This window comes from Enterococcus sp. E5-162 (genome assembly GCF_035725965.1).
GTDB classification, from domain to species: domain Bacteria; phylum Bacillota; class Bacilli; order Lactobacillales; family Enterococcaceae; genus Enterococcus_B; species Enterococcus_B lactis.
The window spans coordinates 41,593-61,421 of sequence record NZ_JAPRFV010000009.1; the positions used below are offsets into that span (position 1 = coordinate 41,593).

The 19,829-nt window shown below is 35.6% G+C and carries 22 protein-coding genes and 1 tRNA gene; 13 read left to right on the forward strand and 10 right to left on the reverse strand.

Going from position 1 to position 19,829, the window contains the following annotated elements; translation table 11 throughout:
* Positions 1-129 precede the first annotated feature (129 nt).
* Positions 130-561: a DUF4231 domain-containing protein gene (locus tag OZZ83_RS09695; RefSeq protein ID WP_002308843.1), complete on the forward strand. Its 432-nt coding sequence runs from the start codon at positions 130-132 to the stop codon at positions 559-561.
* 231 nt (positions 562-792) lie between these two features.
* Here the strand turns inward: OZZ83_RS09695 and OZZ83_RS09700 are convergent, their stop codons facing one another.
* On the reverse strand, positions 793-1,050 hold the full coding sequence (locus OZZ83_RS09700; protein WP_002295273.1) for a hypothetical protein: 258 nt from the start codon (positions 1,048-1,050) through the stop codon (positions 793-795).
* A gap of 162 nt (positions 1,051-1,212) precedes the next feature.
* Between OZZ83_RS09700 and bsh the strand changes: the two genes are divergently transcribed.
* Entirely contained in the window at positions 1,213-2,187 is a 975-nt protein-coding gene (bsh, locus tag OZZ83_RS09705; RefSeq protein ID WP_002287105.1) for a choloylglycine hydrolase, read from the forward strand.
* Between the two features lie 601 nt (positions 2,188-2,788).
* On the opposite strand, the gene OZZ83_RS09710 is transcribed toward bsh, so the two are convergent.
* The 3 genes from OZZ83_RS09710 to OZZ83_RS09720 form a co-directional block, all read right to left on the reverse strand.
* Complete coding sequence (locus OZZ83_RS09710) at positions 2,789-3,091, reverse strand: DUF5960 family protein (protein WP_002308844.1); 303 nt, start codon at positions 3,089-3,091, stop codon at positions 2,789-2,791.
* Positions 3,092-3,824: 733 nt separating this feature from the next.
* Positions 3,825-4,211 carry a YxeA family protein gene (locus OZZ83_RS09715; RefSeq protein WP_002308846.1) on the reverse strand — a complete coding sequence of 129 codons (387 nt, stop codon included), beginning with the start codon at positions 4,209-4,211 and terminating at the stop codon, positions 3,825-3,827.
* 269 nt (positions 4,212-4,480) lie between these two features.
* Entirely contained in the window at positions 4,481-4,630 is a 150-nt protein-coding gene (locus tag OZZ83_RS09720) for a hypothetical protein (protein ID WP_002320735.1), read from the reverse strand.
* A 447-nt stretch (positions 4,631-5,077) separates the two neighbouring features.
* Between OZZ83_RS09720 and OZZ83_RS09725 the strand changes: the two genes are divergently transcribed.
* A complete protein-coding gene (locus tag OZZ83_RS09725) occupies positions 5,078-5,290 on the forward strand; it encodes a hypothetical protein (RefSeq protein WP_123856793.1) in 213 nt (70 codons plus the stop codon).
* A gap of 277 nt (positions 5,291-5,567) precedes the next feature.
* On the opposite strand, the gene OZZ83_RS09730 is transcribed toward OZZ83_RS09725, so the two are convergent.
* On the reverse strand, positions 5,568-7,367 hold the full coding sequence (locus OZZ83_RS09730; RefSeq protein WP_278023723.1) for a glycerophosphodiester phosphodiesterase: 1,800 nt from the start codon (positions 7,365-7,367) through the stop codon (positions 5,568-5,570).
* A 126-nt stretch (positions 7,368-7,493) separates the two neighbouring features.
* Entirely contained in the window at positions 7,494-8,090 is a 597-nt protein-coding gene (locus tag OZZ83_RS09735; protein ID WP_010727127.1) for a TVP38/TMEM64 family protein, read from the reverse strand.
* A 370-nt stretch (positions 8,091-8,460) separates the two neighbouring features.
* Here OZZ83_RS09735 and OZZ83_RS09740 point away from each other — a divergent pair, with 370 nt between their 5' ends.
* On the forward strand, positions 8,461-8,805 hold the full coding sequence (locus OZZ83_RS09740; RefSeq protein ID WP_002308852.1) for a carboxymuconolactone decarboxylase family protein: 345 nt from the start codon (positions 8,461-8,463) through the stop codon (positions 8,803-8,805).
* The gene (locus OZZ83_RS09745) at positions 8,806-9,225 is read left to right on the forward strand and encodes a cupin domain-containing protein (RefSeq protein ID WP_002308853.1); all 420 of its coding nucleotides are present in this window, start codon (positions 8,806-8,808) and stop codon (positions 9,223-9,225) included. It begins immediately after the preceding gene.
* 89 nt (positions 9,226-9,314) lie between these two features.
* On the opposite strand, the gene OZZ83_RS09750 is transcribed toward OZZ83_RS09745, so the two are convergent.
* Both OZZ83_RS09750 and OZZ83_RS09755 read right to left on the reverse strand, forming a co-directional pair.
* Entirely contained in the window at positions 9,315-9,668 is a 354-nt protein-coding gene (locus tag OZZ83_RS09750) for a hypothetical protein (RefSeq protein WP_002308854.1), read from the reverse strand.
* Positions 9,634-10,965, reverse strand: coding sequence for a DUF1576 domain-containing protein (locus tag OZZ83_RS09755; RefSeq protein WP_002308855.1), 1,332 nt, complete (start codon positions 10,963-10,965; stop codon positions 9,634-9,636). Before OZZ83_RS09755 ends, OZZ83_RS09750 begins: the two co-directional genes overlap by 35 nt.
* Before the next feature lie 255 nt (positions 10,966-11,220).
* Here OZZ83_RS09755 and OZZ83_RS09760 point away from each other — a divergent pair, with 255 nt between their 5' ends.
* The 3 genes from OZZ83_RS09760 to asnB all read left to right on the forward strand — a co-directional run bounded on the left by OZZ83_RS09760 (position 11,221) and on the right by asnB (position 14,204).
* Entirely contained in the window at positions 11,221-11,787 is a 567-nt protein-coding gene (locus OZZ83_RS09760) for a TetR/AcrR family transcriptional regulator (RefSeq protein ID WP_002308856.1), read from the forward strand.
* Between the two features lie 143 nt (positions 11,788-11,930).
* A tRNA-Ser gene (locus OZZ83_RS09765) sits at positions 11,931-12,018 on the forward strand.
* Positions 12,019-12,308: 290 nt separating this feature from the next.
* Positions 12,309-14,204: an asparagine synthase (glutamine-hydrolyzing) gene (asnB, locus tag OZZ83_RS09770; protein WP_002308857.1), complete on the forward strand. Its 1,896-nt coding sequence runs from the start codon at positions 12,309-12,311 to the stop codon at positions 14,202-14,204.
* Positions 14,205-14,285: 81 nt separating this feature from the next.
* Here the strand turns inward: asnB and OZZ83_RS09775 are convergent, their stop codons facing one another.
* Entirely contained in the window at positions 14,286-14,732 is a 447-nt protein-coding gene (locus OZZ83_RS09775; protein ID WP_002308858.1) for a DUF2188 domain-containing protein, read from the reverse strand.
* Positions 14,733-14,944: 212 nt separating this feature from the next.
* Between OZZ83_RS09775 and rpmG the strand changes: the two genes are divergently transcribed.
* Both rpmG and OZZ83_RS09785 read left to right on the forward strand, forming a co-directional pair.
* Positions 14,945-15,109, forward strand: coding sequence for a 50S ribosomal protein L33 (rpmG, locus tag OZZ83_RS09780; RefSeq protein ID WP_002320810.1), 165 nt, complete (start codon positions 14,945-14,947; stop codon positions 15,107-15,109).
* 88 nt (positions 15,110-15,197) lie between these two features.
* Positions 15,198-15,716: a dihydrofolate reductase gene (locus OZZ83_RS09785; protein ID WP_002308859.1), complete on the forward strand. Its 519-nt coding sequence runs from the start codon at positions 15,198-15,200 to the stop codon at positions 15,714-15,716.
* Positions 15,717-15,789: 73 nt separating this feature from the next.
* Here the strand turns inward: OZZ83_RS09785 and OZZ83_RS09790 are convergent, their stop codons facing one another.
* Positions 15,790-16,746, reverse strand: a complete 957-nt coding sequence (locus OZZ83_RS09790) for an ABC transporter substrate-binding protein (RefSeq protein ID WP_002344363.1) — start codon at positions 16,744-16,746, stop codon at positions 15,790-15,792.
* 165 nt (positions 16,747-16,911) lie between these two features.
* Here OZZ83_RS09790 and OZZ83_RS09795 point away from each other — a divergent pair, with 165 nt between their 5' ends.
* Genes OZZ83_RS09795 through OZZ83_RS09805 form a run of 3 tightly spaced genes read left to right on the forward strand, consistent with a single transcriptional unit; the run spans position 16,912 to position 19,705 of the window.
* Entirely contained in the window at positions 16,912-17,718 is an 807-nt protein-coding gene (locus OZZ83_RS09795) for an ABC transporter ATP-binding protein (protein ID WP_002345987.1), read from the forward strand.
* Entirely contained in the window at positions 17,715-18,704 is a 990-nt protein-coding gene (locus OZZ83_RS09800; RefSeq protein WP_002313633.1) for a FecCD family ABC transporter permease, read from the forward strand. The genes OZZ83_RS09795 and OZZ83_RS09800 overlap by 4 nt, the downstream gene beginning before the upstream one ends.
* Positions 18,701-19,705: a FecCD family ABC transporter permease gene (locus OZZ83_RS09805; RefSeq protein WP_002345986.1), complete on the forward strand. Its 1,005-nt coding sequence runs from the start codon at positions 18,701-18,703 to the stop codon at positions 19,703-19,705. Before OZZ83_RS09800 ends, OZZ83_RS09805 begins: the two co-directional genes overlap by 4 nt.
* Positions 19,706-19,829 lie beyond the last annotated feature (124 nt).

The following is a 19,829-nucleotide window of genomic DNA, read 5'->3' on the forward strand; positions in this document are numbered from 1 at the left end:
TTAGGATGTACACAAATTGACAAGTATAATAAAACTTTGATAAAATACAAATGTTTTTTATTTTTATGTGTGATTAGTTAGAACTTACTTAAATCCTATTATAATATTTTTGTTAATGATTTTAATAAAATGATTGGAGAGAAAATGATGGATCAAAAAGCGTTTATCGAATCTATTGATTCTACAATCGATAGATTAAAAAAAGAAATTCGATTTTATAATAGAGTAATTGGTATCGGAAATATTATAAAAATAGTCTTATCAGCTAGTATCCCAATATTAATTGATCAGGCTTCCGAACACAGGTCTTTACTATTGATTGTTTCAATTGCTTCAGCAATAATTACAATTATACAAAGTGGGATGTCTGCATTTAATTATCAAGATAAAGTACAGACTTCGACAGAGTTATTAATGAAAATTGAAAAAGAAAAGTTGTTATATATAACGAAAACATCCCCATATAATAAAACAGATGAAGAAAATTTCCATTTAATCGTTACAACCCTTCAAACTGAATTAATTGATATTATCTCTGATTTTAATCAAGTTAATAACTAAAAATTTATTTAATTAGAAAGTAGTGCAGATAATACTAATTGTACAATTAAGAAAAGAGATAAGACTTTACATTCCTAAAAAAATGTAAAGTCTTATCTCTTTTCTTAATGCTATAAATTCATAATAACATTATGGACAATAAATTTAAAATTTATTCAGACTGTAGACAAACTCCTAAATTTAGAGTGTTGTTTGCAGTCTGACGACTCAAAAATGAATCGTATAAATCAATTATAGTAATAAGTCATTGATTTCTTTAAATTCTTTATCAAGTTCTTTTTCATCATATTTTTCATATTTATCAGCTTCATGAAGAACTTTTTTAATTTCATGAATAGCCTTTCGTTCAACTAACCATTTTTTTAGGTTATGTTTTTTTTCTGGATTTTCAGATAACGTATCAAGTTCGTCTAACTCTTTATCCAGTTTATTGACAACAGAAACAATTTTGTTTACAACTTTTTCTTCTTTGTTTTCTAAATTTGACATTTATCTTCACGTCCTTTTTATTTGATAATTTAAGTATAGAACTTTGATATAGTTTATACAAATAGAAACGCTTCTTCGTGTATTCTGTGATTTTCTTTTGAAATGAGGAAAACTTTGGAGTAAAATGAACGTGGACAGAACAATATTTAGGAGGAATAAACTATGTGTACGTCTATTACTTATGTAACAAGTGATCATTATTTTGGAAGGAATTTTGATTATGAAATATCTTACAATGAAGTAGTCACTGTTACTCCAAGAAATTATAAGTTGAATTTTCGAAAGGTAAATGATTTGGATACTCATTATGCAATGATTGGTATTGCCGCTGGTATAGCTGACTACCCTCTTTATTACGATGCGACAAATGAAAAAGGATTGAGTATGGCTGGGCTAAATTTTTCTGGGTATGCTGATTATAAAGAAATACAAGAAGGGAAAGACAATGTATCTCCTTTTGAATTTATTCCTTGGATTTTAGGACAATGCTCAACAGTAGGAGAAGCTAAAAAATTGTTAAAAAATATCAATTTAGCAAATATAAATTATAGTGATGAACTTCCTTTATCCCCTTTACATTGGCTATTAGCTGATAAAGAAAAATCAATTGTCATTGAAAGTATGAAAGATGGACTTCATATATATGATAACCCTGTGGGCGTTCTTACCAATAATCCTTCATTTGACTATCAATTATTTAATTTAAACAATTATCGTGTCTTATCGAGTGAAACTCCTAAAAATAATTTTTCAAATCAAATAAGTTTGAATGCCTATAGCCGCGGTATGGGAGGGATAGGCTTGCCTGGAGATTTATCCTCAGTATCTCGTTTTGTTAAAGCGACTTTTACGAAGCTGAATTCTGTATCTGGAGATTCAGAGTCAGAAAGTATTAGTCAATTTTTCCATATCTTAGGTTCAGTAGAACAACAAAAAGGTTTGTGTGATGTTGGTGATGGAAAATATGAATATACAATTTATTCTTCTTGTTGCAATGTTGACAAAGGAATCTATTATTATCGAACATATGAAGACAGTCAAATTACTGCAATTGATATGAATAAAGAAGACTTAGATAGTCATAAGTTAATTAGTTATCCAATTATAGAAAAACAACAAATTAAATATATAAATTAGTTAATGTGTTGTGATTGATTATTTAATATAGATATAATACAAAAAGGCAAAGATATTTTCAAAACATTTTTTCTTGATGTGATATCCTTGTCTTTTTTGTAATGTTTTTAACTTATTGCTTTTGCAAAATTTATTTACCTGTTTTCTGGATCAACGATAGTGTATATTATGCTATCCTTGTTTGGATTTTAGGACGTTTAAAGAGGCACTTTTTTACATAACTTAATCCATAGACATAGACCTTTTAAGCATGCTGTGAGATAATAATAAAGAAGAGTTTAAAGCGCACCCCAAACCACTTCCCCATAAGTGTATTACGCTTTAAACTCTTTTATATTTGAATTCACTAAGAAGCATACCATATATTTGAATTTACTAAGAAGCATACCATATATTTGAATTCACTAAGAAGCATACCATATTTTTGAAAAAAAGTGAGAAAAAAGGCTTATAATTAGGATTTAGAGTAATTAATTAGATGTTTATTTTATAGGACTGATACTATAGATTACAAATAGTATCGTATTTCGCAATCTTAAATTATCTTCTTACTATAAATAAGATAATAAAATTTGTATTTGTCCTTTTTAGGTAACTTATTTTAATCTATATACCTTTCTGGATCAACGAAAGTATACTTTATATAGTCATAACGCCGATGATCGCTCCGTGCGTCTGGCACGTCAGTCACGATATCAAACAAAAAATATACATCTTTCTTCATTCTAGTTTTCGCAGCAGGAATTTTAAAGTAGTTCTTATTAGAATAGTAGAGATTGATTAATAAGCTATCTTCGATTGCTAAAAAGAAAACTTCTGAATCCCATACTTTGTGAAAGTCTTTAATGAATTTGTTCGAAGGATCAAATTTAAACCATAATTGTGTTTTTCCTTCCATTAACATATAAAGTTCACCTCAAAAAGAGTATACGAACAAACGTTCTTATTGTAAACCCTAAAATAGATTTTCCTGAATATGTATTGACAATATCTAAACGATAATATGCATTTCTTCTTATAAAAAGACCCTAGCAATTAAATTTGGTTGAGGTCTTTTTTCGTTCTTCTATTAATTTTTCTAACTCCTGTTTCAATATACATATAAAAAAGTAAAAATAATAGAAAAACTAGTGATAGCTTTGGTGATAGTGATATTAAAAATCAGAAAAGATAGAAAAAACAAGAGATAGATAAAATGCTGATATTTCGGCGTTTTCTAACGGTATAAAAGAGAAAAAAAGTAATAAATGTATACATGATACAAGAAAAACATGTTCGCACTTCTAGGCAAACCAGGCTTTGAAGACCTTGCCAAAGAATTGAACGAACGCCTGTAAGATAAGGGTTTTTCACTAGATTTAAATAATTAGTGATAGAAACATGCTGACTTTAAAATGAAAGCTGGTACCCATTTAGGTACTTAACACATATCGGCACCATTTATTCGGAAAAAGGGGGCTGTGACAAGAATTTTGTCCCAGCCTCTTGTTTGTATGGGAATCGATTCATTGCCTTGTTCTTTAGTTAAGGACTTGAAGAACAGGAAAGTGACTTCGAAGACCAATTCTATTTTTTTCTAAAATCAGTAAGTAAAAAAGCACTCACTTCGAGTGCTTTTTTGCGATATTTTCTTAGTGTTAAGATAGCCCTAATTTGTCTTTTACAGATGAAGGTACTTTATCGCTAGTGATTACTTTTTTCTCTATAATTCGCTTTTCGCTTGCTTTCAACTGCAAGATTGTTCCTTCGGGATAAGCAGAACCATTAGCAGAGTCGCCAGAAGTAATGACATCAAAATCCAATTGTCTTTTTTCACCGTTTTCAGCGTACGCATCTACGTTATATTTAAACCCTTTTCCAATTACTTCTCCATTATCTGCTTTAATATCAGTTTCTGCAGGCATCGGTGCTTTGATTACTGCATAATAATCTTTTCCTACATAAGTAGACTGATAGTAGTCCCAGCCTTTCCAACCTATAAAAGCAATCAATACGATAACGATTAACCCTAAAATTTTTTTCATGAAAATTCTCCTTTTTTATTTTTATTCTATAGAATATTATACAAATCATAACAAAATATCATCATCGAAACAGCTAACAAAATTGTCATAAAAAGCGACGATAATTGATATTAAAACTATATTTTTGTTTAGGTCAAGAACAAATGACAGATATAATGACCAAATGTATGTAAAAAATATAAAAAGACGTCTGTCGCGGATCACCGTTACAAACGTCTTCTATTGATTTTCCGAGATCTCATCAGTCGCCATTTGGAATGGGTCACTCCCTATCTAGATTCATTTAATGCTCGGACTGCTTGTTCAATTGTAATACCAAACGCAACGTTATTTTCGTTTTGTGCATCAATCGCCATAAAACGGTTAGAAGTTGTATCAAAGGCTACGCGGTATTGCATATTTTTTTTTGTAAACGTCATAAAATTCATCTCCTTTGTAATGTAATTCAGTTCTTGAAAGTTTCCTTTAAACTTTCGAACCTATAACAAGTTTAGCATCGTCCGTTTTTTCATGCAATTAAAAAGCATTTATCACTTTTCTTATTTATTTTTTCTTAAATCAATCAGCTGTTTTCTTTCAAGCCAATAAGTAGCCCAACCATCAACGTTAAAAAGACTATTGCTTGGATATAAATCATATACTCACCCCTTGTAAATAATTTAGCAGGATAATGAAAAGAACACACGAACAACATAGGAATATAAACAAACGTTTTTGTCACAACATCTAGAATTATGATAAGAAAATAGTTATCTAAAAAGTAAAAAATAAATCAAATAAAAATAAAAAAATGAAATAAAACGTTTTCAATTGAAGGGAGATTTGTTATTATAAAATAAAGAAAAACAAAGAAAAGAGGGAATGAAATGGTAAAAGCAGAAGTAGGAAGATCTTATATATGCAAACCGATTGGCGTATCTCACGAACTAATTGGCTGTATTGAACGTACATATAACAACACGGCTGTCGTGTATGTTGAAAGTTATGACCAACGAGACTATCCAATCATTTATGAAAGCAAGTACCGCATGCTCGTAAAATTCTGTGATATTAGTGCACCTGCTAAATTGGTTTCTTAAACAGTATTTTTGAGAATTCGCAAGAACTCCCTTATAATATAAATAAAGACAGAAGGGAGCGAGAAGATATGCCTAAAAGAAAAAGTTCAGGGAAAATGGGAATTATTCTTGCAGTGATCTCTGCAATTCCTGCTATTTTAGCTATTGTTCGTGCGATGAAGGAATCAAGAGATAATTAAGGACACGTTATGAATGTCAAACAAAAAACGCATATACCTGCGGTAACAGGTTATGCGTTTTTTGTTGTATAAAAGCTTATTTCATTAACGATTTTTGATTAGCCAACACCCAAAACGAAATTTAGTAGCTTGTCTGAATAAGTGATTTCTTCATCTGTTTGTTTCACACTTTCATTTAGTAGTCCCATCTCATCGGTTATGATACCATCCACACCATAAAACATCATGCGACTCATAGCATCTGAATCGTTGATCGTCCATACATATACTTTTTTTCCATCTTGATGGGCAGAATTAATGAAGTTACGATTGATCGTACTATACTCCATTGTCAAAAAATCAGCAGGCGTTACGGGAGGCCCAACGATATTGAAAGGCAAGATATAGCCCACATAAAAGTTTGGTTCTGCTTCTTTTAAATCAGAAACAGTTTGGTACGTCAAACTTTGCAAAATATGATGATTCTCTAAAATCACTTTGCGGTATTTCTGAACAAATCGTTCGACCAGGTCATCTGAATCTTTTTTAGAGGTCTTAATCTCAATAAGTAATTTTTGGTTCAATTCATGCGCTTTTTCTAAATAAGAATCAAAAGAACACACAGGGGCTTGGAACCCATTTTCAGTAACCGTAAGATTTGTCAATTCTTTCAACGTCAAATCCTGTGGTGTTCGATTTACCCCAGTTAAGTGACGAAGATTTGCATCATGCATCACTACGAAACGGCCATCTTTTGTTTCCTGCACATCCATCTCTATATAATCAGGATGATAGTCTCTGCTTGTTTTTTCAAGTGCTTCTAAAGTATTTTGCGCCCCATTTTGCGTACTTACACCTCTGTGAGATACAGTCACTGGTTTTGTCTGAACTGCCGAAGTCAGATAATCCATATTGTAAAGACAAACGCCAATACCGAAAAAAACTGCAAAAAGGGTCAAACCAGTGTTTTTCAGCGCAGATAAATGCACGTTGGACGTTTGAGGCGTAAACCACTTGGGAATCTCTGGTAAGAAACCTTCGTCATCCATGAAATCAACGATGATATAAAAAATTCCTACAGTAGACATCACGATATTGAATAATAAAATTCCTTGTAAAAGCGTCATCGCAAATACAGCGCTGATCAATGCGTAATTCGGGAAAAATTCTTCAACAACACTTTGTGCCAAAATAACAACGATATATCCCAAAGAAGAAAGAAGTAAAATCGTACCGCCAATCACGATAAATTGTCCCGTGATAGCAAAAAGACGTGATTTGGTCAGCAACCAGCTTTCTCGAATGGATGCTCGAAAAGGTCGATCTCGTAAAATCATTTCAGGTAAAGCGAAAATCAGCCGAATCCCAATATAGCCAAGAAAAATGTAAACGAGTAAAAAGGAACTGACGACGATCCAACGGTTAGCAAAAATAAAATCCATGATAAAAGCAGGGATTTTTATTTTTGACAGTAGATCAGAATTGAAACTTAACCCGCTGATCGGTAGAATCAATAAAAAATAAGCAAGAAAAAACAGAAAAGTAATAGGTCTCACTTTCTTCAGTTGAAGTATCGTCAAGTGCAAGAGCTGCTTTAAAGAAACGGGTTCTTTCTTTTTAATAAAGAAGACACTCATCAAAAGAAATGCAAATTCGAAATAAACCAATAGTAAAATCGTCAATAAAACGGCGATTAACGACAGCAGAACTCCAGGATGCTGAGAGAAAATCAAAGGAATATTGTCATAAGACAAATAGTCAATTGTTCCTCGGTGCAAAATAAAACGAGTCGTACTGCTCAATAAGGGTAAACAAATAAATAAAATAAAGCCATGCATCAGCAAGACATCACGGAAATAAGCTTGTGTTCCTTTCAAAAAATCCCACGCGTTGCCTAAGCTACGTTTCAAATAATTCATCCTATCACCTACTTTCACATTGTAGCGCAAATCCAATGAAAAAGGAAAGGGTGCAATGTATCTTGCAGATCCTTTCCCAGAATTAACATTGGTAATCAATCAATAACTGATTTTGCAAAATAAATATTAACCAAGAAGACCACTTAGATATTGTCCTCCATAAATCAAAGCCATACTGTATAAGAAAATCGATAGTGGTTTAGCTATCAAAATAATCAGTGTATATCGTTTCACTGAAATGTTTGTCAATCCAGCCATCAAACATAACGCATCGTCCGGAGCAACAGGAAGAAAAATAGCTAGAGCAAACAGCTTCTCAAAGCGGTTTTGATTGTCTAACCAGCCAATATATTTGTTATAGGTCTTATCGCTGATCATGGAAAGAATGAATGGTTTTCCGTAATGTCGTCCTAGAAGAAAGATAATAATCGAACCAATACAGATTCCAACATAATTGTAAATAAAGCCAGCATAAGGACCAAATATCAGGACACCCGCTGCAGTGCTGATTCCTCCAGGAATGATTGGAATAACCACTTGCAAGATTTGGATGAAGATAAAAATGACCGGACCTAAAATGATCGAATCACCTACTAATCCTCTTAAAGCATTCAAATCTTTGAAAACACCTAAATTAATAAAATAAATCGTCAGTGCGATTGATAGACCTAATCCAATAATGGAAATGAAGTTTATCAGTTTTCGAGAGGCAGCAATATTCATTATTCATCAACTCCTTAGAGGTTCTTTGGTATCTATACTTTACTAGAAAAGCAACTGTCTGCGCCACTTTTTAAGATGACAGAAAACAAACAATTTTGTAAGTTCATCATACGTTCATTGTAAGTATAAAAGAATAATCTCAAAAAAACATCCAACTAAAGACTTATTTAATATCTTGTTTTTTCAAAAATAGAAAAAAGATAGAAAACGTTAACAATTATGCTTGGAAAGCATACTGATGGAGTAAACTAAGCATTGGACAGGTTAAAAAATGGGGCTTAAAATAAAATGCGAAGAAACAATAGATAATGATGTTATTTAAGAACAGTGTTTGAATCACCTAGCAATCACGAACGGAGGAAGTAAAAAAATGGCAGAAAAACAAACCGCAGGAAGAGATCAATTGGGGGAGTTTGCACCAAAATTTGCAGAATTGAATGACGATGTTTTATTTGGAGAAGTATGGTCAAGAGAAGAATTATCTCCTCATCAGCGTAGTATCATCACCCTATCTGCTTTGATCTCAGAAGGGAATTTTGAACAATTGCCGGCTCATCTGAAAATTGGCAAGCAAAATGGTATTACTAGTGAAGAAATAGCAGAAATCATTACCCATTTAGCTTTTTATGTAGGGTGGCCAAAAGCTTGGTCGGCTTTTAGTTTAGCAAAAGAAATCTATCTAGAAGAAAATAGTGAAGATAAGAAAGAGGCATAAATGATGACAAAACACGAAGAAATACAAAAAGGCGTGATTTTTCCAGCAGGTGAAAAAAACGAAGCTTACGCTCAAGTATTTACCGGGCAAAGCTATCTGAATATGTTAGTAAACGATCCCGAAATTTCTGTTGGTGTAGGTAATGTAACTTTTGAACCAGGCTGTCGCAATCACTGGCATGTCCATACAGACGGTTATCAAATCTTACTTGTGACCGGAGGAGAAGGCTGGTATCAGGAAGAAGGAAAGCCAGCAAGACGATTAATGGCTGGAGATGTCGTCGTAACGCACAAAGGGATCAAACATTGGCATGGTGCGACAAAAGACAGTTGGTTTGAACATTTGGCGATCACTGCTGGTAATTCAGAGTTTTTAGAACCTGTAACAGATGAATTATACGAAGGATTGGAAAATCAATAATATCAAGCTTAGAACAGCTCCTAAAAGTAGATTTTTAATCGAACTTTCAGGAGCTGTTTTAGGTGGATGAAGCTGTTTTGTAAAATAGGCTAATAATAAGGGCGAGGAGAAGCACGCCGAAAAATTTTGATATTGATAATCGGCTGGGCATACATGATTTCCACATCGTCAATCAAACTACCTAGCAGATGATAATCTTCCCGATCATGTCGAGGATTACCTAATAGCTCCTGATAGTAGATTTCCATGCTAGGGTCTCGAGGATTGTTCAGCAAATCAGCAAGTACATCTAGATCTTCTGGCTGAGATTCTGTTGTGCCCTGTATTTCTATGAAAAGTCCCTCCTCAGCAAATTCTACGCCAATACGTATTTCAGTTATTTCGTGGGAATATAGATAAGTAAGAAGCTCATCGATGATTCTTTTTGATAATTCTTTTTCCAAGTGTCTTTTTTTCCTTTCTGACAGCAGTAAAGTTATCTAGTATCGGTACAAGGATACCTGCAACGAATCCAGTTGAAAAACCACTGTTATATAAATTGAGTCCTCCGTGCAAAGTGCTGACGTTATGGACAAGAGCAATATGTAACATACCAGCTATTACACCGTAAAAACTGCCGTAAAAACCGCTTATGGGCGCGAGGCCTGTTCCAAACACAGCGGCAACGAGCATGCCGGTGCTGGTGATCTCATGAAACGTCCCAAACAAAGAAGCAAGAAAAATTCCGACTAGTATCGGAAAACTGTTTTTTAAATGACAACCAAAAGCACTGAAACCAACCGCAGATAAAATAGCACCGATGACAGGACCATTTAACTTACCACCAACCAGCAAAACATAAGAAGAAAGCATTAGACCAACTAGCCCCATGTTGATCAAAGTAGCACCGATACCAGAATTAGCAATGAAATCAGTTGTCAGTTTACCAGATGAATCGAAAATCTCTCGAATACCCGAAAGTCGAAAGGAATTATAATAGAAACCAAAACCGACTGTCAGCAAAAAAAAGCCGAAAATGATCCAGACGAGAGGGGAATGGTATTCATTGGAAACCAATGTATTCTCGACGATTGAGTAGCTGAACAATCGCAAAACAGCAGTAAAAGCCATGGCAATCAAGCCTGAGGTAAATCCAATATTATAAAGCGTGAACCCGCGATGGAAAACTAAAGTTTGAGCAGCTAACGGCGGAAGAAGAAGACCAATTGCTATACCAGCCAAATTTCCCAGTAGAATTCCTACTAGCAAAGGAAAGCGCATACCAAAAGTAATGTAACTAACGACCGGCGACAATGCGCTGCCGAACAGTCCTATCATAATATACTGAGAAAAAGGTTTATTGACAAATACAGCATACAGGTATACACCTAAAATGATCGAGATTGAATTATAAAGGTTTTTGCCAAAAAAAGAAAAACCGGTAACTGTTAAAATCGAAGCGAATAAGGGGCCATTTAAAATCACCTTTTGCCGGTAAGCCACAAGCACAGAAAGTAAGGTCAAGATCCCAACGTTTATAAATGCGCTTCCAAAACCACCCAAAGCAAAATAATCTGTCAGAAGATTGCTTGGCGAGGTAAGAATAGTCAGTAGACCACTCCAATTAGCGGCAGGTGTACCAGAAACTAAGCCAATAAAAAGAAAAAAAGCACCTGTAAAACTAAGATAAAAATATTTTCTTTTCTGTGAAACGATTCTTTTTTGAGGATGAATATAAATAACGTCAGTTTCGTTTTCCATTACACACCTTCTTTTTCGTTTTCTTTAACTATAACTTGAAATGAAAGATTTGGTCAACTATCATTTAGGTTAAAACTAAAAATGTAAGGGAACCCAGTGAATTTAACCAAATTTTTTTAATTTTGCAAAAAAAGTTAAAGAAGACTGAGAAAAAAATTTAAAATATAACGTTTTGAGTAAAATGTTTGCAAAAAATACTAAAAATAGGGTACAATAAAACAACATATACTGCAGTAAAGAAGTGGGGGAGTTTTAATGAGAAGAAAAGTCTATACCAAGGATCAAATTCTAAAAGCTGCTTATGATGTTGTTGCAAAGGAAGGGTTTAAAGGATTTACTGCGAGAAACATTGCGAAAAAGATGGGGATTTCGACTCAGCCAATTTATCTGGAATTCAAAAACATGGAAGATTTGAAAAATACGTTATTGGATTCGATCTTTGAACAACTAAAAGAAGATGTTTTCCCTATTGAGCGTACGGGTGATAAAATCATTGATCTCGGTTTGAACTATATCTACTTTGCAAAGAAACATCATAGTCTTTACATGGCATTGTACATTGATGAACATGGGGACGGAAAGAAAATGCATGATTTTTCTTACAACTATTTCCGTGAAATAGTCAAAGAAGATGAAAGATACAATCAATTATCGGATGATTATATCGATGCCTTGCATACTGGTACATGGGTAGCGGTGACTGGCTTAGCATCATTGATGTCATCAAACATCATGCATCCAACAGAAGAACAAATCATCGCACTGATCAAACGGACAATTGACTCGATTTTAGCACTAGATAATCCTGAAACAATCAGATAGTGTTCTATCATGATGAATTTGATCGGTAAGTCCGTTGGCTGTAAACTGTCAATGGACTTTTTTTGTAAAAAAACGGTTTCTGTTATTTATCTGTTAGAAATAGGCTTGACATTTCGTGGGAAAAGTTTAAAAATAGTACTTGCGGAAGGTTGGCAGAGTGGTAATGCACCGGACTCGAAATCCGGCGAGCCGCAGTAATGTGGTGCACGGGTTCAAATCCCGTACCTTCCTTATATATCCATGTTTAGACACGATTTCGGTCGTGTCTTTTTGTTTGGAGGCTATTTTTTGAACAGCATCCACTAATATTTTTTTAACACGAAGAGAATAAGATAGCCTCAAAAAAGAAAACATGGTAAATTAGATATCGGGACTTTATTTTCTGTAAAAACAGAAACTTTCATCTTTTGTTTTCACGTGACGAAACTGTAAGAGAGAAAATATTCGTCCGCTATTTATTCTATGTTAAGATGCATATGGATGAAATAAACAGTAATTTTATATTAGGATGTGAAAGTTAAATGTGCGGTATTGTAGGTTTTGTTAACGACAAGGACAACAAAAAAACAATTATTAATACAATGATGGATCGAATCGTTCACCGTGGACCTAATAGTTCAGGGGAATATATCGATAAACACGTTGCTTTAGGATTTAGAAGATTAAGTATTATTGACTTAGAGGGCGGTACTCAGCCTATTTACAATGAAGATCGAACAAAGATCATTATTTTTAATGGCGAAATCTATAATTATCAGCCTTTGAGAGAAGAATTGATTACAGCTGGTCACGTTTTTCAAACACATGCAGATACAGAAGTCCTTTTGCATGGTTACGAAGAATGGGGAACAGAATTATTGCAAAAAATCCGCGGAATGTTTGCTTTTGCTATTTGGGATAATGAAAAAAATGAGTTATTCGGTGCGAGAGACCATTTTGGGATCAAACCATACTATTATGCAGAAATGAACGGAACATTTATGTTTGGTTCAGAAATCAAAAGTTTTTTGCCTCATCCTGATTTTAATAAAGAATTGAATAAAGAAGCATTGAAACCTTATATGACTTTCCAATATTCTCCATTGAACGGTGAAACCTTCTTCAAAGGTGTCTATCGTTTACCTGAAGGTCATTATTATACGTATAAAGACGGAAAACTGGACATTCAACAATATTGGGATGCAGATTTTGAAACAAAAGAAACGCATTCCCGACAAGAATGGATCGAAAAAATCGACGAAACTGTTCAAGCTTCTATTGAAGCACACACAATCAGCGATGTAGAAGTTGGTTCTTTCTTATCCAGCGGGGTCGATTCCAGTTATGTAACCTCTGTATTGAAACCAGATCATTCTTTCTCAATTGGGTTTGATGATAAAACCTATAATGAAGCGATTGAAGCCAGAAAACTAACAGAATTGTTGGACTTAGACAATACGGCAGCTGTAATCGACGGAGACATGTCTTTTAAAGCATTCCCATTGATCCAGTATCACTTAGATGAACCAGACTCAAATCCTTCTTGTGTGCCGTTGTACTTTTTAGCAAATCTCGCTTCACAAAGTGTACGGGTGGTTCAATCAGGAGAAGGGGCAGATGAACTATTTGCGGGATACCAAACGTATGGATTCCACACGAATTCAAAATTTATCCGTGTGATTGCGCAAGGACTGAAAAAATTGCCAAAAGGGACACGCTATAATTTAGGACGTAAAATCGGAAAAATGAAAAATTTCCATGGACGTATCCATTTATATGAATCACTTGCGCCAGCAAAAGAATATTTTATCGGGCATGCTCGAGTGTTCGAAGAATCAGAAGCATCAGAAGTGTTGACGCCAAAATATCAAACAGCGCCATCTGTGAATGAGATCATGACTGTTCATTACGAGAAAACAGAAGGAATCAAAGATGAAGTCAATAAGATGCAATACGTCGATCTTCATCAATGGATGCCAAAAGATATTTTGTTGAAGGCAGATAAACTTTCTATGGCTAGTTCTCTAGAAGTTCGAGTACCTTTACTGGATATCGAAGTCATGAAATTGGCTCAACAAATACCAAGTAAGTTCTTGTTGAATCAAAACAACACAAAAGATATTTTCAGACAAGCTGCGAACAAACATCTTCCAGAAGAGTGGTCGAATCGTGTGAAATTAGGATTCCCTGTGCCAATCAAAGCTTGGTTGAAAGAAGAACACGGCTACGAACAAGTCAAAGCACTATTCGAAGCAGATTTTGCAAAAGAATTTTTTGATCAAGAAAAAATTATGAAGTTGCTAGATGACCATCACGAAGGACGTAAAGAAGAACAACGTAAAATCTGGACGATCTTCAGTTTCTTGACATGGTATAAAGTTTACTTTGTCGATGAAACGATTCCGCAAGCAGAAGCAATCGACTATGTGACTGTTTGATAAAAAAAGAAACAACAATATGAGAAGAAGCATAGAAGCATGTGAGATGATCTCCTTGTTTCTATGCTTCTTTTTAAGCGCTTAGTAACTGATTTCTTTTTCTTTTGTCCCATCTTTTTTATAAATGATCAAAGTTGATTGTTTGTTTTGAGCTACTTGCTTTCCTTTTTCGATTGCTTCTTTTTTTGTATCAAAATGGTTGCTTGCCTTTTTTGCCCCTTTAGATTTCACGATCCATTGTTTTTCCTCATATTCTACGATCACATCTGAATCAAGCAGTTTTCCGGCACGAGGATTCGTATCGTGTTCATCCGTCTTGCTTGGATTTTTTTCTTTTTCGAAGGTTCGTTTTTCTGATTCACTAGCATCTTCATCCCATTTTTTTGCTTGATCAATGGCAATTGGGATCGCACGGCTATCAGGGTACCCTTCATCCAACAGTGCATTTGCGATGTCGATTGCTTTTTTTCTTGTCAGTTTATCTAAGTTTTTCATTGATGCAGGAAAGTCCTTCATGTTCCATGGCATATTAGTATCCCCCTTTATTAAAAAACATAATCTATATAAACAAGTGTAAGGGTATTTATACAAAAAGGAAAAGATTTTGTTTGAGAAGTAAAACCGTTGTATTTATCGTCAAGTAGTTTTACTTAACAAAATCGTGAAAAACACTAGCAATCTAGAAAAAATCATGGTAAGATAATCAAGTCTGAGAGTCATCTTAGAGGATTCTTGTAAAAATGGGAGGGAAAAACATGCGCGTAAACATCACTTTAGAGTGTACTTCTTGTAAAGAACGTAACTACCTAACAAGCAAAAACAAACGTAACAATCCTGATCGTTTGGAAAAACAAAAATATTGCCCACGCGAACGCAAAGTTACTTTGCACCGTGAAACAAAATAATGTTTTTTAAAGTTCTCAATTCCTTGCTGGTCAAAGAATTGAGACTTTTTTTATCTCAAACCATCTAAAATCATAAGGAGCGGATGATATGTTTATTTCAATGTGGGCACAAGATAGGAATGGTCTGATCGGCAAAAATGGATTGCTACCGTGGCGATTGCCAAATGACATGCGTTTTTTTCGTGAACATACAATGGATCGAATCTTAGTGATGGGAAGAAAGACCTATGAAGGAATGGGCGATCTCTCACTTCCTTATCGCCATATCATCGTGTTGACAACGCAACCGAACTTTCGCACGAAAGAAAATGCAGAAGTGATGCATTCAATCGATGAACTTTTGGCGTATAGTCAAACAATCTCAGAAGATATCTATGTTTCGGGTGGCAGTCGGATTTTTCAAGAACTTCTTCCTTACACCGGTCGAATCTGGCGGACATTGATTGATAGCACGTTTGAAGGAGATACGTATATTGGGGATATCGATTTTTCAGACTTCGCTCTTATAGAGGAATACGAGGGAATAACGGATCAGGAAAATTTATATGCCCATCGTTTTCAAAAATGGGAAAGAGTAAGAAATAAGGTTGTTTCAAAAGAAGAATAATATCCGGGTATTTAGTTTTTAATAATAAAAAAGCATCTCGCGAATGAACGTGAAGATGCTTTTTTAGTTAAAATCAGTTTAGCTTTTCTTTGATATCATTGACCATTTCCTGACTGGCAATAGGTCCATTATATAGCCAGCTAGATTCAGGGCCGAATTGCAGTACGTGATTGTCCTTCACTGCTTTGAGATTTTTCCAGCTTGGTTCATTGAACATAGCAGCATCTTTATCACTGTTTACAAGAATGATGTAATCAGCATCTAATTCAGCTAGTTTTTCCGAAGAAACAGCAGACCAGTCAGAAGTGGCTTCTTTGGACACTTCTTCTACTAAATCAGGCACACCAAATTTTAGATCGTCATATACGATTCTACCGCTTGACCGATTTTTGCTGACCATGAAGGCGGAGTTATTGGTCACCCATAACACTGCAGCTGTCTTGTTCTCAATTTTATCTGCTAATTCTTCGCGAGTGCTCTCGACGGATTTTTGATAATCGGAAATGACTTTTTCCGCTTCTTTTTCTTTTGCCAAAGCCTTGCCGACATCTTTTAGTTGTTCTTCCCATGTGACGTCTGTTCCATTTTTTACGACATAAGTTGGCGCGATTTTACTATATTGCTCGTATTTTCCACCTTCGACAGTAGCGGAAGAAGAAATCAACAGCAAGTCAGGTTCGAAGCTTAATACTTTCTCGTAAGGAAGATCATAAGAAATAGTTGGAACATCTTTCAAATCATCTTGCAGATAATCTTGGATAGAACCACTGCCCACTGTCCATTGGGCGATAGGTTTTTCTCCTAGGGAAATCAGATAGTCTTCTAAGTAACTGCCGATGATTCGTTTAGGTGCGTTTGGAATGTCGACTTTATGTCCAAGCGTATCTGTGACTGTATGCGTGCTGGTGGATGAAGTCGTCGAATTGGTAGTTGTAGCTGTTTCTTTATCTGAAGAGGGGGAGCAAGCGCTCAATACTCCAGCCAGCAGCAACATGCTAGATAAGGTGAATACTTTTGTTTTTAAGTTCATTTCTTTCCTCCTGACATAATTGAGAATCTTTCTCATTGGTTATTATTCCTGATATTTCGAATGCTGTCAACCGCTTCATTTAGCTATAGATATGAAAGTAGCGCTTGACGAAATAGTGAAACAGCGTCATAATTGAGAATGATTTTCAGCGAAAGGGTGGGTGAAATGACGAGACTAAGGGCAGCTGATATTGCAGCCGGCTACGAAAATAAAAAAATTATTGAAAACATGTCTGTTACGATTCCTGAAGGGAAAATCACGAGCTTGATCGGGCCAAACGGAAGTGGAAAATCTACTTTATTGAAAAGCTTTACCCGTATACTACCTGTGAAATCAGGAAAGATCATTGTCAATGACTCTGATATATCTACATACAGTTCAAAAGAACTTGCAAAAAAAATTGCTTTATTAGCACAAACTAGTGAACATCCTATAGGTATGACAGTAGAAGAAGTAGTATCTTACGGACGATATCCCTATCAAAAACTGTTTAGTGGTATGGATGCACAAGATCATGAAGCAATCGAGTGGGCTTTGGATGCAACAGGTTTGTCTGGATATCGCACGCGAGATATCGCAACGTTGTCTGGTGGACAAACCCAGCGTGTCTGGATCGCTATGGCACTTGCTCAGGAAACAGATATCTTGATCTTGGACGAGCCGACGACGTTTTTAGATCCGTCACACCAATTAGAGATCCTACAGTTATTGTCTCAAATCAATCAAGTAAAACAAACAACGATCTTGATGTCGATCCATGATATTAATCTTGCTTCACGTTTTTCTGATTATTTACTAGGCATGAAAGACGGTGAATTGATTACGGAAGGTACACCTGAAGAAGTGATCACAAAAGAGTGTATGAAAAAAATATTTGAGATTGATGCAACGATTGTCACACTACCAAAAACGAATAAACCAGTTTTTCTGACGTATGATCTGTTGCCAAAAGAGCAGGAGGATCAATTATGAAGGCTAGGAAAAAAAACAAACTCTTGCTTTTGATCTGTTTTGTTCTTTTGATCATTTTTTTTATTGCTCTTTCAAATGGCGCAGCGAGTGTGGGAAAAACAGCCTTTTGGCAGGCTTTGGTTGATTTTGATGGATCAAAACAAAGTCATCAAATCATAAGAAACATTCGCTTGCCTCGGGTCGCAGGGGCATTTCTCGTAGGGAGTTGTTTTGCATTGAGCGGTGCATTGATGCAAGGTGTGACAAGAAATCCGTTAGCAGATTCAGGTTTACTAGGAATCAACGCTGGTGCTTCGTTGGCAATGGCTCTTAGTTTTGCTTTTTGGCCCAAAGCTTCTGGGTTTTCTGTGTTTCTGGTGTCATTGGCAGGTTCTTTTGCTGTGACTTTGCTCGTATTTGGCTTTTTGCAGTTTTCGAAAATGGGCATGAATCCTTTACAGCTGATTTTAGCTGGCGTAGCTATTAGTTCTTTTTTTACTGCAATCAGTCAAGCACTTACCCAATTTTTTAATCTACAGCAGGATCTTGCCTTTTGGTTTGTAGGTGGAGCTGCCAATATCACATGGAAACAGTTAACAGTGTTGTTCCCTGTATATGTGCTTGCTGTCTTGGTTTCTTTTTCATTAGGAAAAGCGATATCCTTGATTAGTTTGAGTGAAACTCATGCATTAGCTCTTGGAGGTCGTCCTAAACGAACACGGTTGATTGTTTTCTGTCTAGTTGCAGTGTTAGCAGCCATTGCCGTTTCGTTAGTCGGACCTGTTTCATTTATTGGGCTGTTGGTTCCGCCGATTGTTCGCGGAATGGTTGGGACAGACTATCGTTATGTCCTACCTGTCTCTTTTTTAGTTGGAGGCGGACTGGTCATGTTGGCGGATCTTGTAGCAAGGATGATCAATCCACCTTTTGAAACACCTTTTGGATTAGTCATTGCATTGATTGGCGTTCCGTTTTTACTGATACAAGTAAGGAGGGAACGACGGTGAAAAGAATATATTGGACGTTGTATTTCTTGCTTTTTCTACTTATCGTCTTGTCTGTAGGTAGTTTGATGATTGGCACGCCTTTTATTTATCTTGATCAGCTTTTTGACACGTTCATAGGGAAAGGCTCCTCTTCTTTGGCGCTGATTGTTGGAGAGTTTCGAGTTCCCCGATTACTGATCAGTTTATTAGCAGGAGCTTGTCTTGGCGTTTCTGGCTATATCTTGCAAGGAGTGACGAGAAATGAATTGGCAGATTCTAGCATATTGGGGATTAATGCGGGAGCTGGATTTCTAGTGATGCTTTATTTAGGTTTCTGTTCACAATATTCTCTGCCGTTTCTGTTGCTAGTTGTAGCCTTTATAGGTGGTATTCTCGCTGCTTGCTGTGTGTATCTTGCGGCCTATGATCGAAATGGATTTTTAGGGATGAATCGTATCTTATTGTCTGGTATTGCCATTAATGCTGGTCTTTCTGCATTAACGTTGTTGTGCACCATCCAATTGTCAAAGGAAAATTATGGATTTGTCAATGCATGGTTGGCGGGATCGATTTGGGGTGCGAGCTGGTCCTATGTTTGGGCGCTTCTTCCATGGGCGATTATCTTGATTCCGCTAGGAGGATTTTATGCGCAACGGATTGGCTTGCTATCATTTGGTCAAGAACGCGCGCAAGGATTAGGGCTAAATGTGAATAAAAGTCAAAAAATCCTTTTGTTGTTAGCTGTTGCTTTAGCAAGCGGTAGCGTAGCGGTGACAGGGAGTTTATCCTTTGTAGGACTACTGGCTCCTCATGCTGCGAAGCTAGTCGTACGTAAAGAAAATCATTGGACCTTTATTTTGAGCAGTTTGTTCGGTTCCGTTTTTGTACTTAGCGCAGATATTGTTGCACGAGTGATTCTACCAAGTGGGGAAATACCGACAGGGATTTTGATCGCCTTTTTTGGTGCGCCATATTTTCTGTATGTATTGTTTATCAGACAAAAACACGTGCTGAGCAGTTGAAGTTCATTAAAAGGCAAGAAGGCCAATCATTGTTAGGTCTTCTTTTTCTTTTATTTATACATTTATTTGAAAGTTCGATTGCTATTTTTCTTTTTTTCCTATACCATTTTATGAGAGAAGGAAA

Coding starts and splice junctions, on each gene's coding strand:
- OZZ83_RS09695 (WP_002308843.1), top strand. CDS start 130: ATGATTGGAGAGAAAATGATGGATCAAAAAGCGTTTATCGAATCTATT.
- OZZ83_RS09755 (WP_002308855.1), bottom strand. CDS start 10,965: ATGGAAAACGAAACTGACGTTATTTATATTCATCCTCAAAAAAGAATC.
- OZZ83_RS09715 (WP_002308846.1), bottom strand. CDS start 4,211: ATGAAAAAAATTTTAGGGTTAATCGTTATCGTATTGATTGCTTTTATA.
- OZZ83_RS09745 (WP_002308853.1), top strand. CDS start 8,806: ATGATGACAAAACACGAAGAAATACAAAAAGGCGTGATTTTTCCAGCA.
- OZZ83_RS09725 (WP_123856793.1), top strand. CDS start 5,078: ATGGTAAAAGCAGAAGTAGGAAGATCTTATATATGCAAACCGATTGGC.
- OZZ83_RS09720 (WP_002320735.1), bottom strand. CDS start 4,630: ATGACGTTTACAAAAAAAAATATGCAATACCGCGTAGCCTTTGATACA.
- OZZ83_RS09800 (WP_002313633.1), top strand. CDS start 17,715: ATGAAGGCTAGGAAAAAAAACAAACTCTTGCTTTTGATCTGTTTTGTT.
- OZZ83_RS09790 (WP_002344363.1), bottom strand. CDS start 16,746: ATGAACTTAAAAACAAAAGTATTCACCTTATCTAGCATGTTGCTGCTG.
- OZZ83_RS09700 (WP_002295273.1), bottom strand. CDS start 1,050: ATGTCAAATTTAGAAAACAAAGAAGAAAAAGTTGTAAACAAAATTGTT.
- OZZ83_RS09795 (WP_002345987.1), top strand. CDS start 16,912: ATGACGAGACTAAGGGCAGCTGATATTGCAGCCGGCTACGAAAATAAA.
- OZZ83_RS09730 (WP_278023723.1), bottom strand. CDS start 7,367: ATGAATTATTTGAAACGTAGCTTAGGCAACGCGTGGGATTTTTTGAAA.
- bsh (WP_002287105.1), top strand. CDS start 1,213: ATGTGTACGTCTATTACTTATGTAACAAGTGATCATTATTTTGGAAGG.
- asnB (WP_002308857.1), top strand. CDS start 12,309: ATGTGCGGTATTGTAGGTTTTGTTAACGACAAGGACAACAAAAAAACA.
- OZZ83_RS09775 (WP_002308858.1), bottom strand. CDS start 14,732: ATGCCATGGAACATGAAGGACTTTCCTGCATCAATGAAAAACTTAGAT.
- OZZ83_RS09740 (WP_002308852.1), top strand. CDS start 8,461: ATGGCAGAAAAACAAACCGCAGGAAGAGATCAATTGGGGGAGTTTGCA.
- OZZ83_RS09735 (WP_010727127.1), bottom strand. CDS start 8,090: ATGAATATTGCTGCCTCTCGAAAACTGATAAACTTCATTTCCATTATT.
- rpmG (WP_002320810.1), top strand. CDS start 14,945: ATGGGAGGGAAAAACATGCGCGTAAACATCACTTTAGAGTGTACTTCT.
- OZZ83_RS09760 (WP_002308856.1), top strand. CDS start 11,221: ATGAGAAGAAAAGTCTATACCAAGGATCAAATTCTAAAAGCTGCTTAT.
- OZZ83_RS09710 (WP_002308844.1), bottom strand. CDS start 3,091: ATGTTAATGGAAGGAAAAACACAATTATGGTTTAAATTTGATCCTTCG.
- OZZ83_RS09785 (WP_002308859.1), top strand. CDS start 15,198: ATGTTTATTTCAATGTGGGCACAAGATAGGAATGGTCTGATCGGCAAA.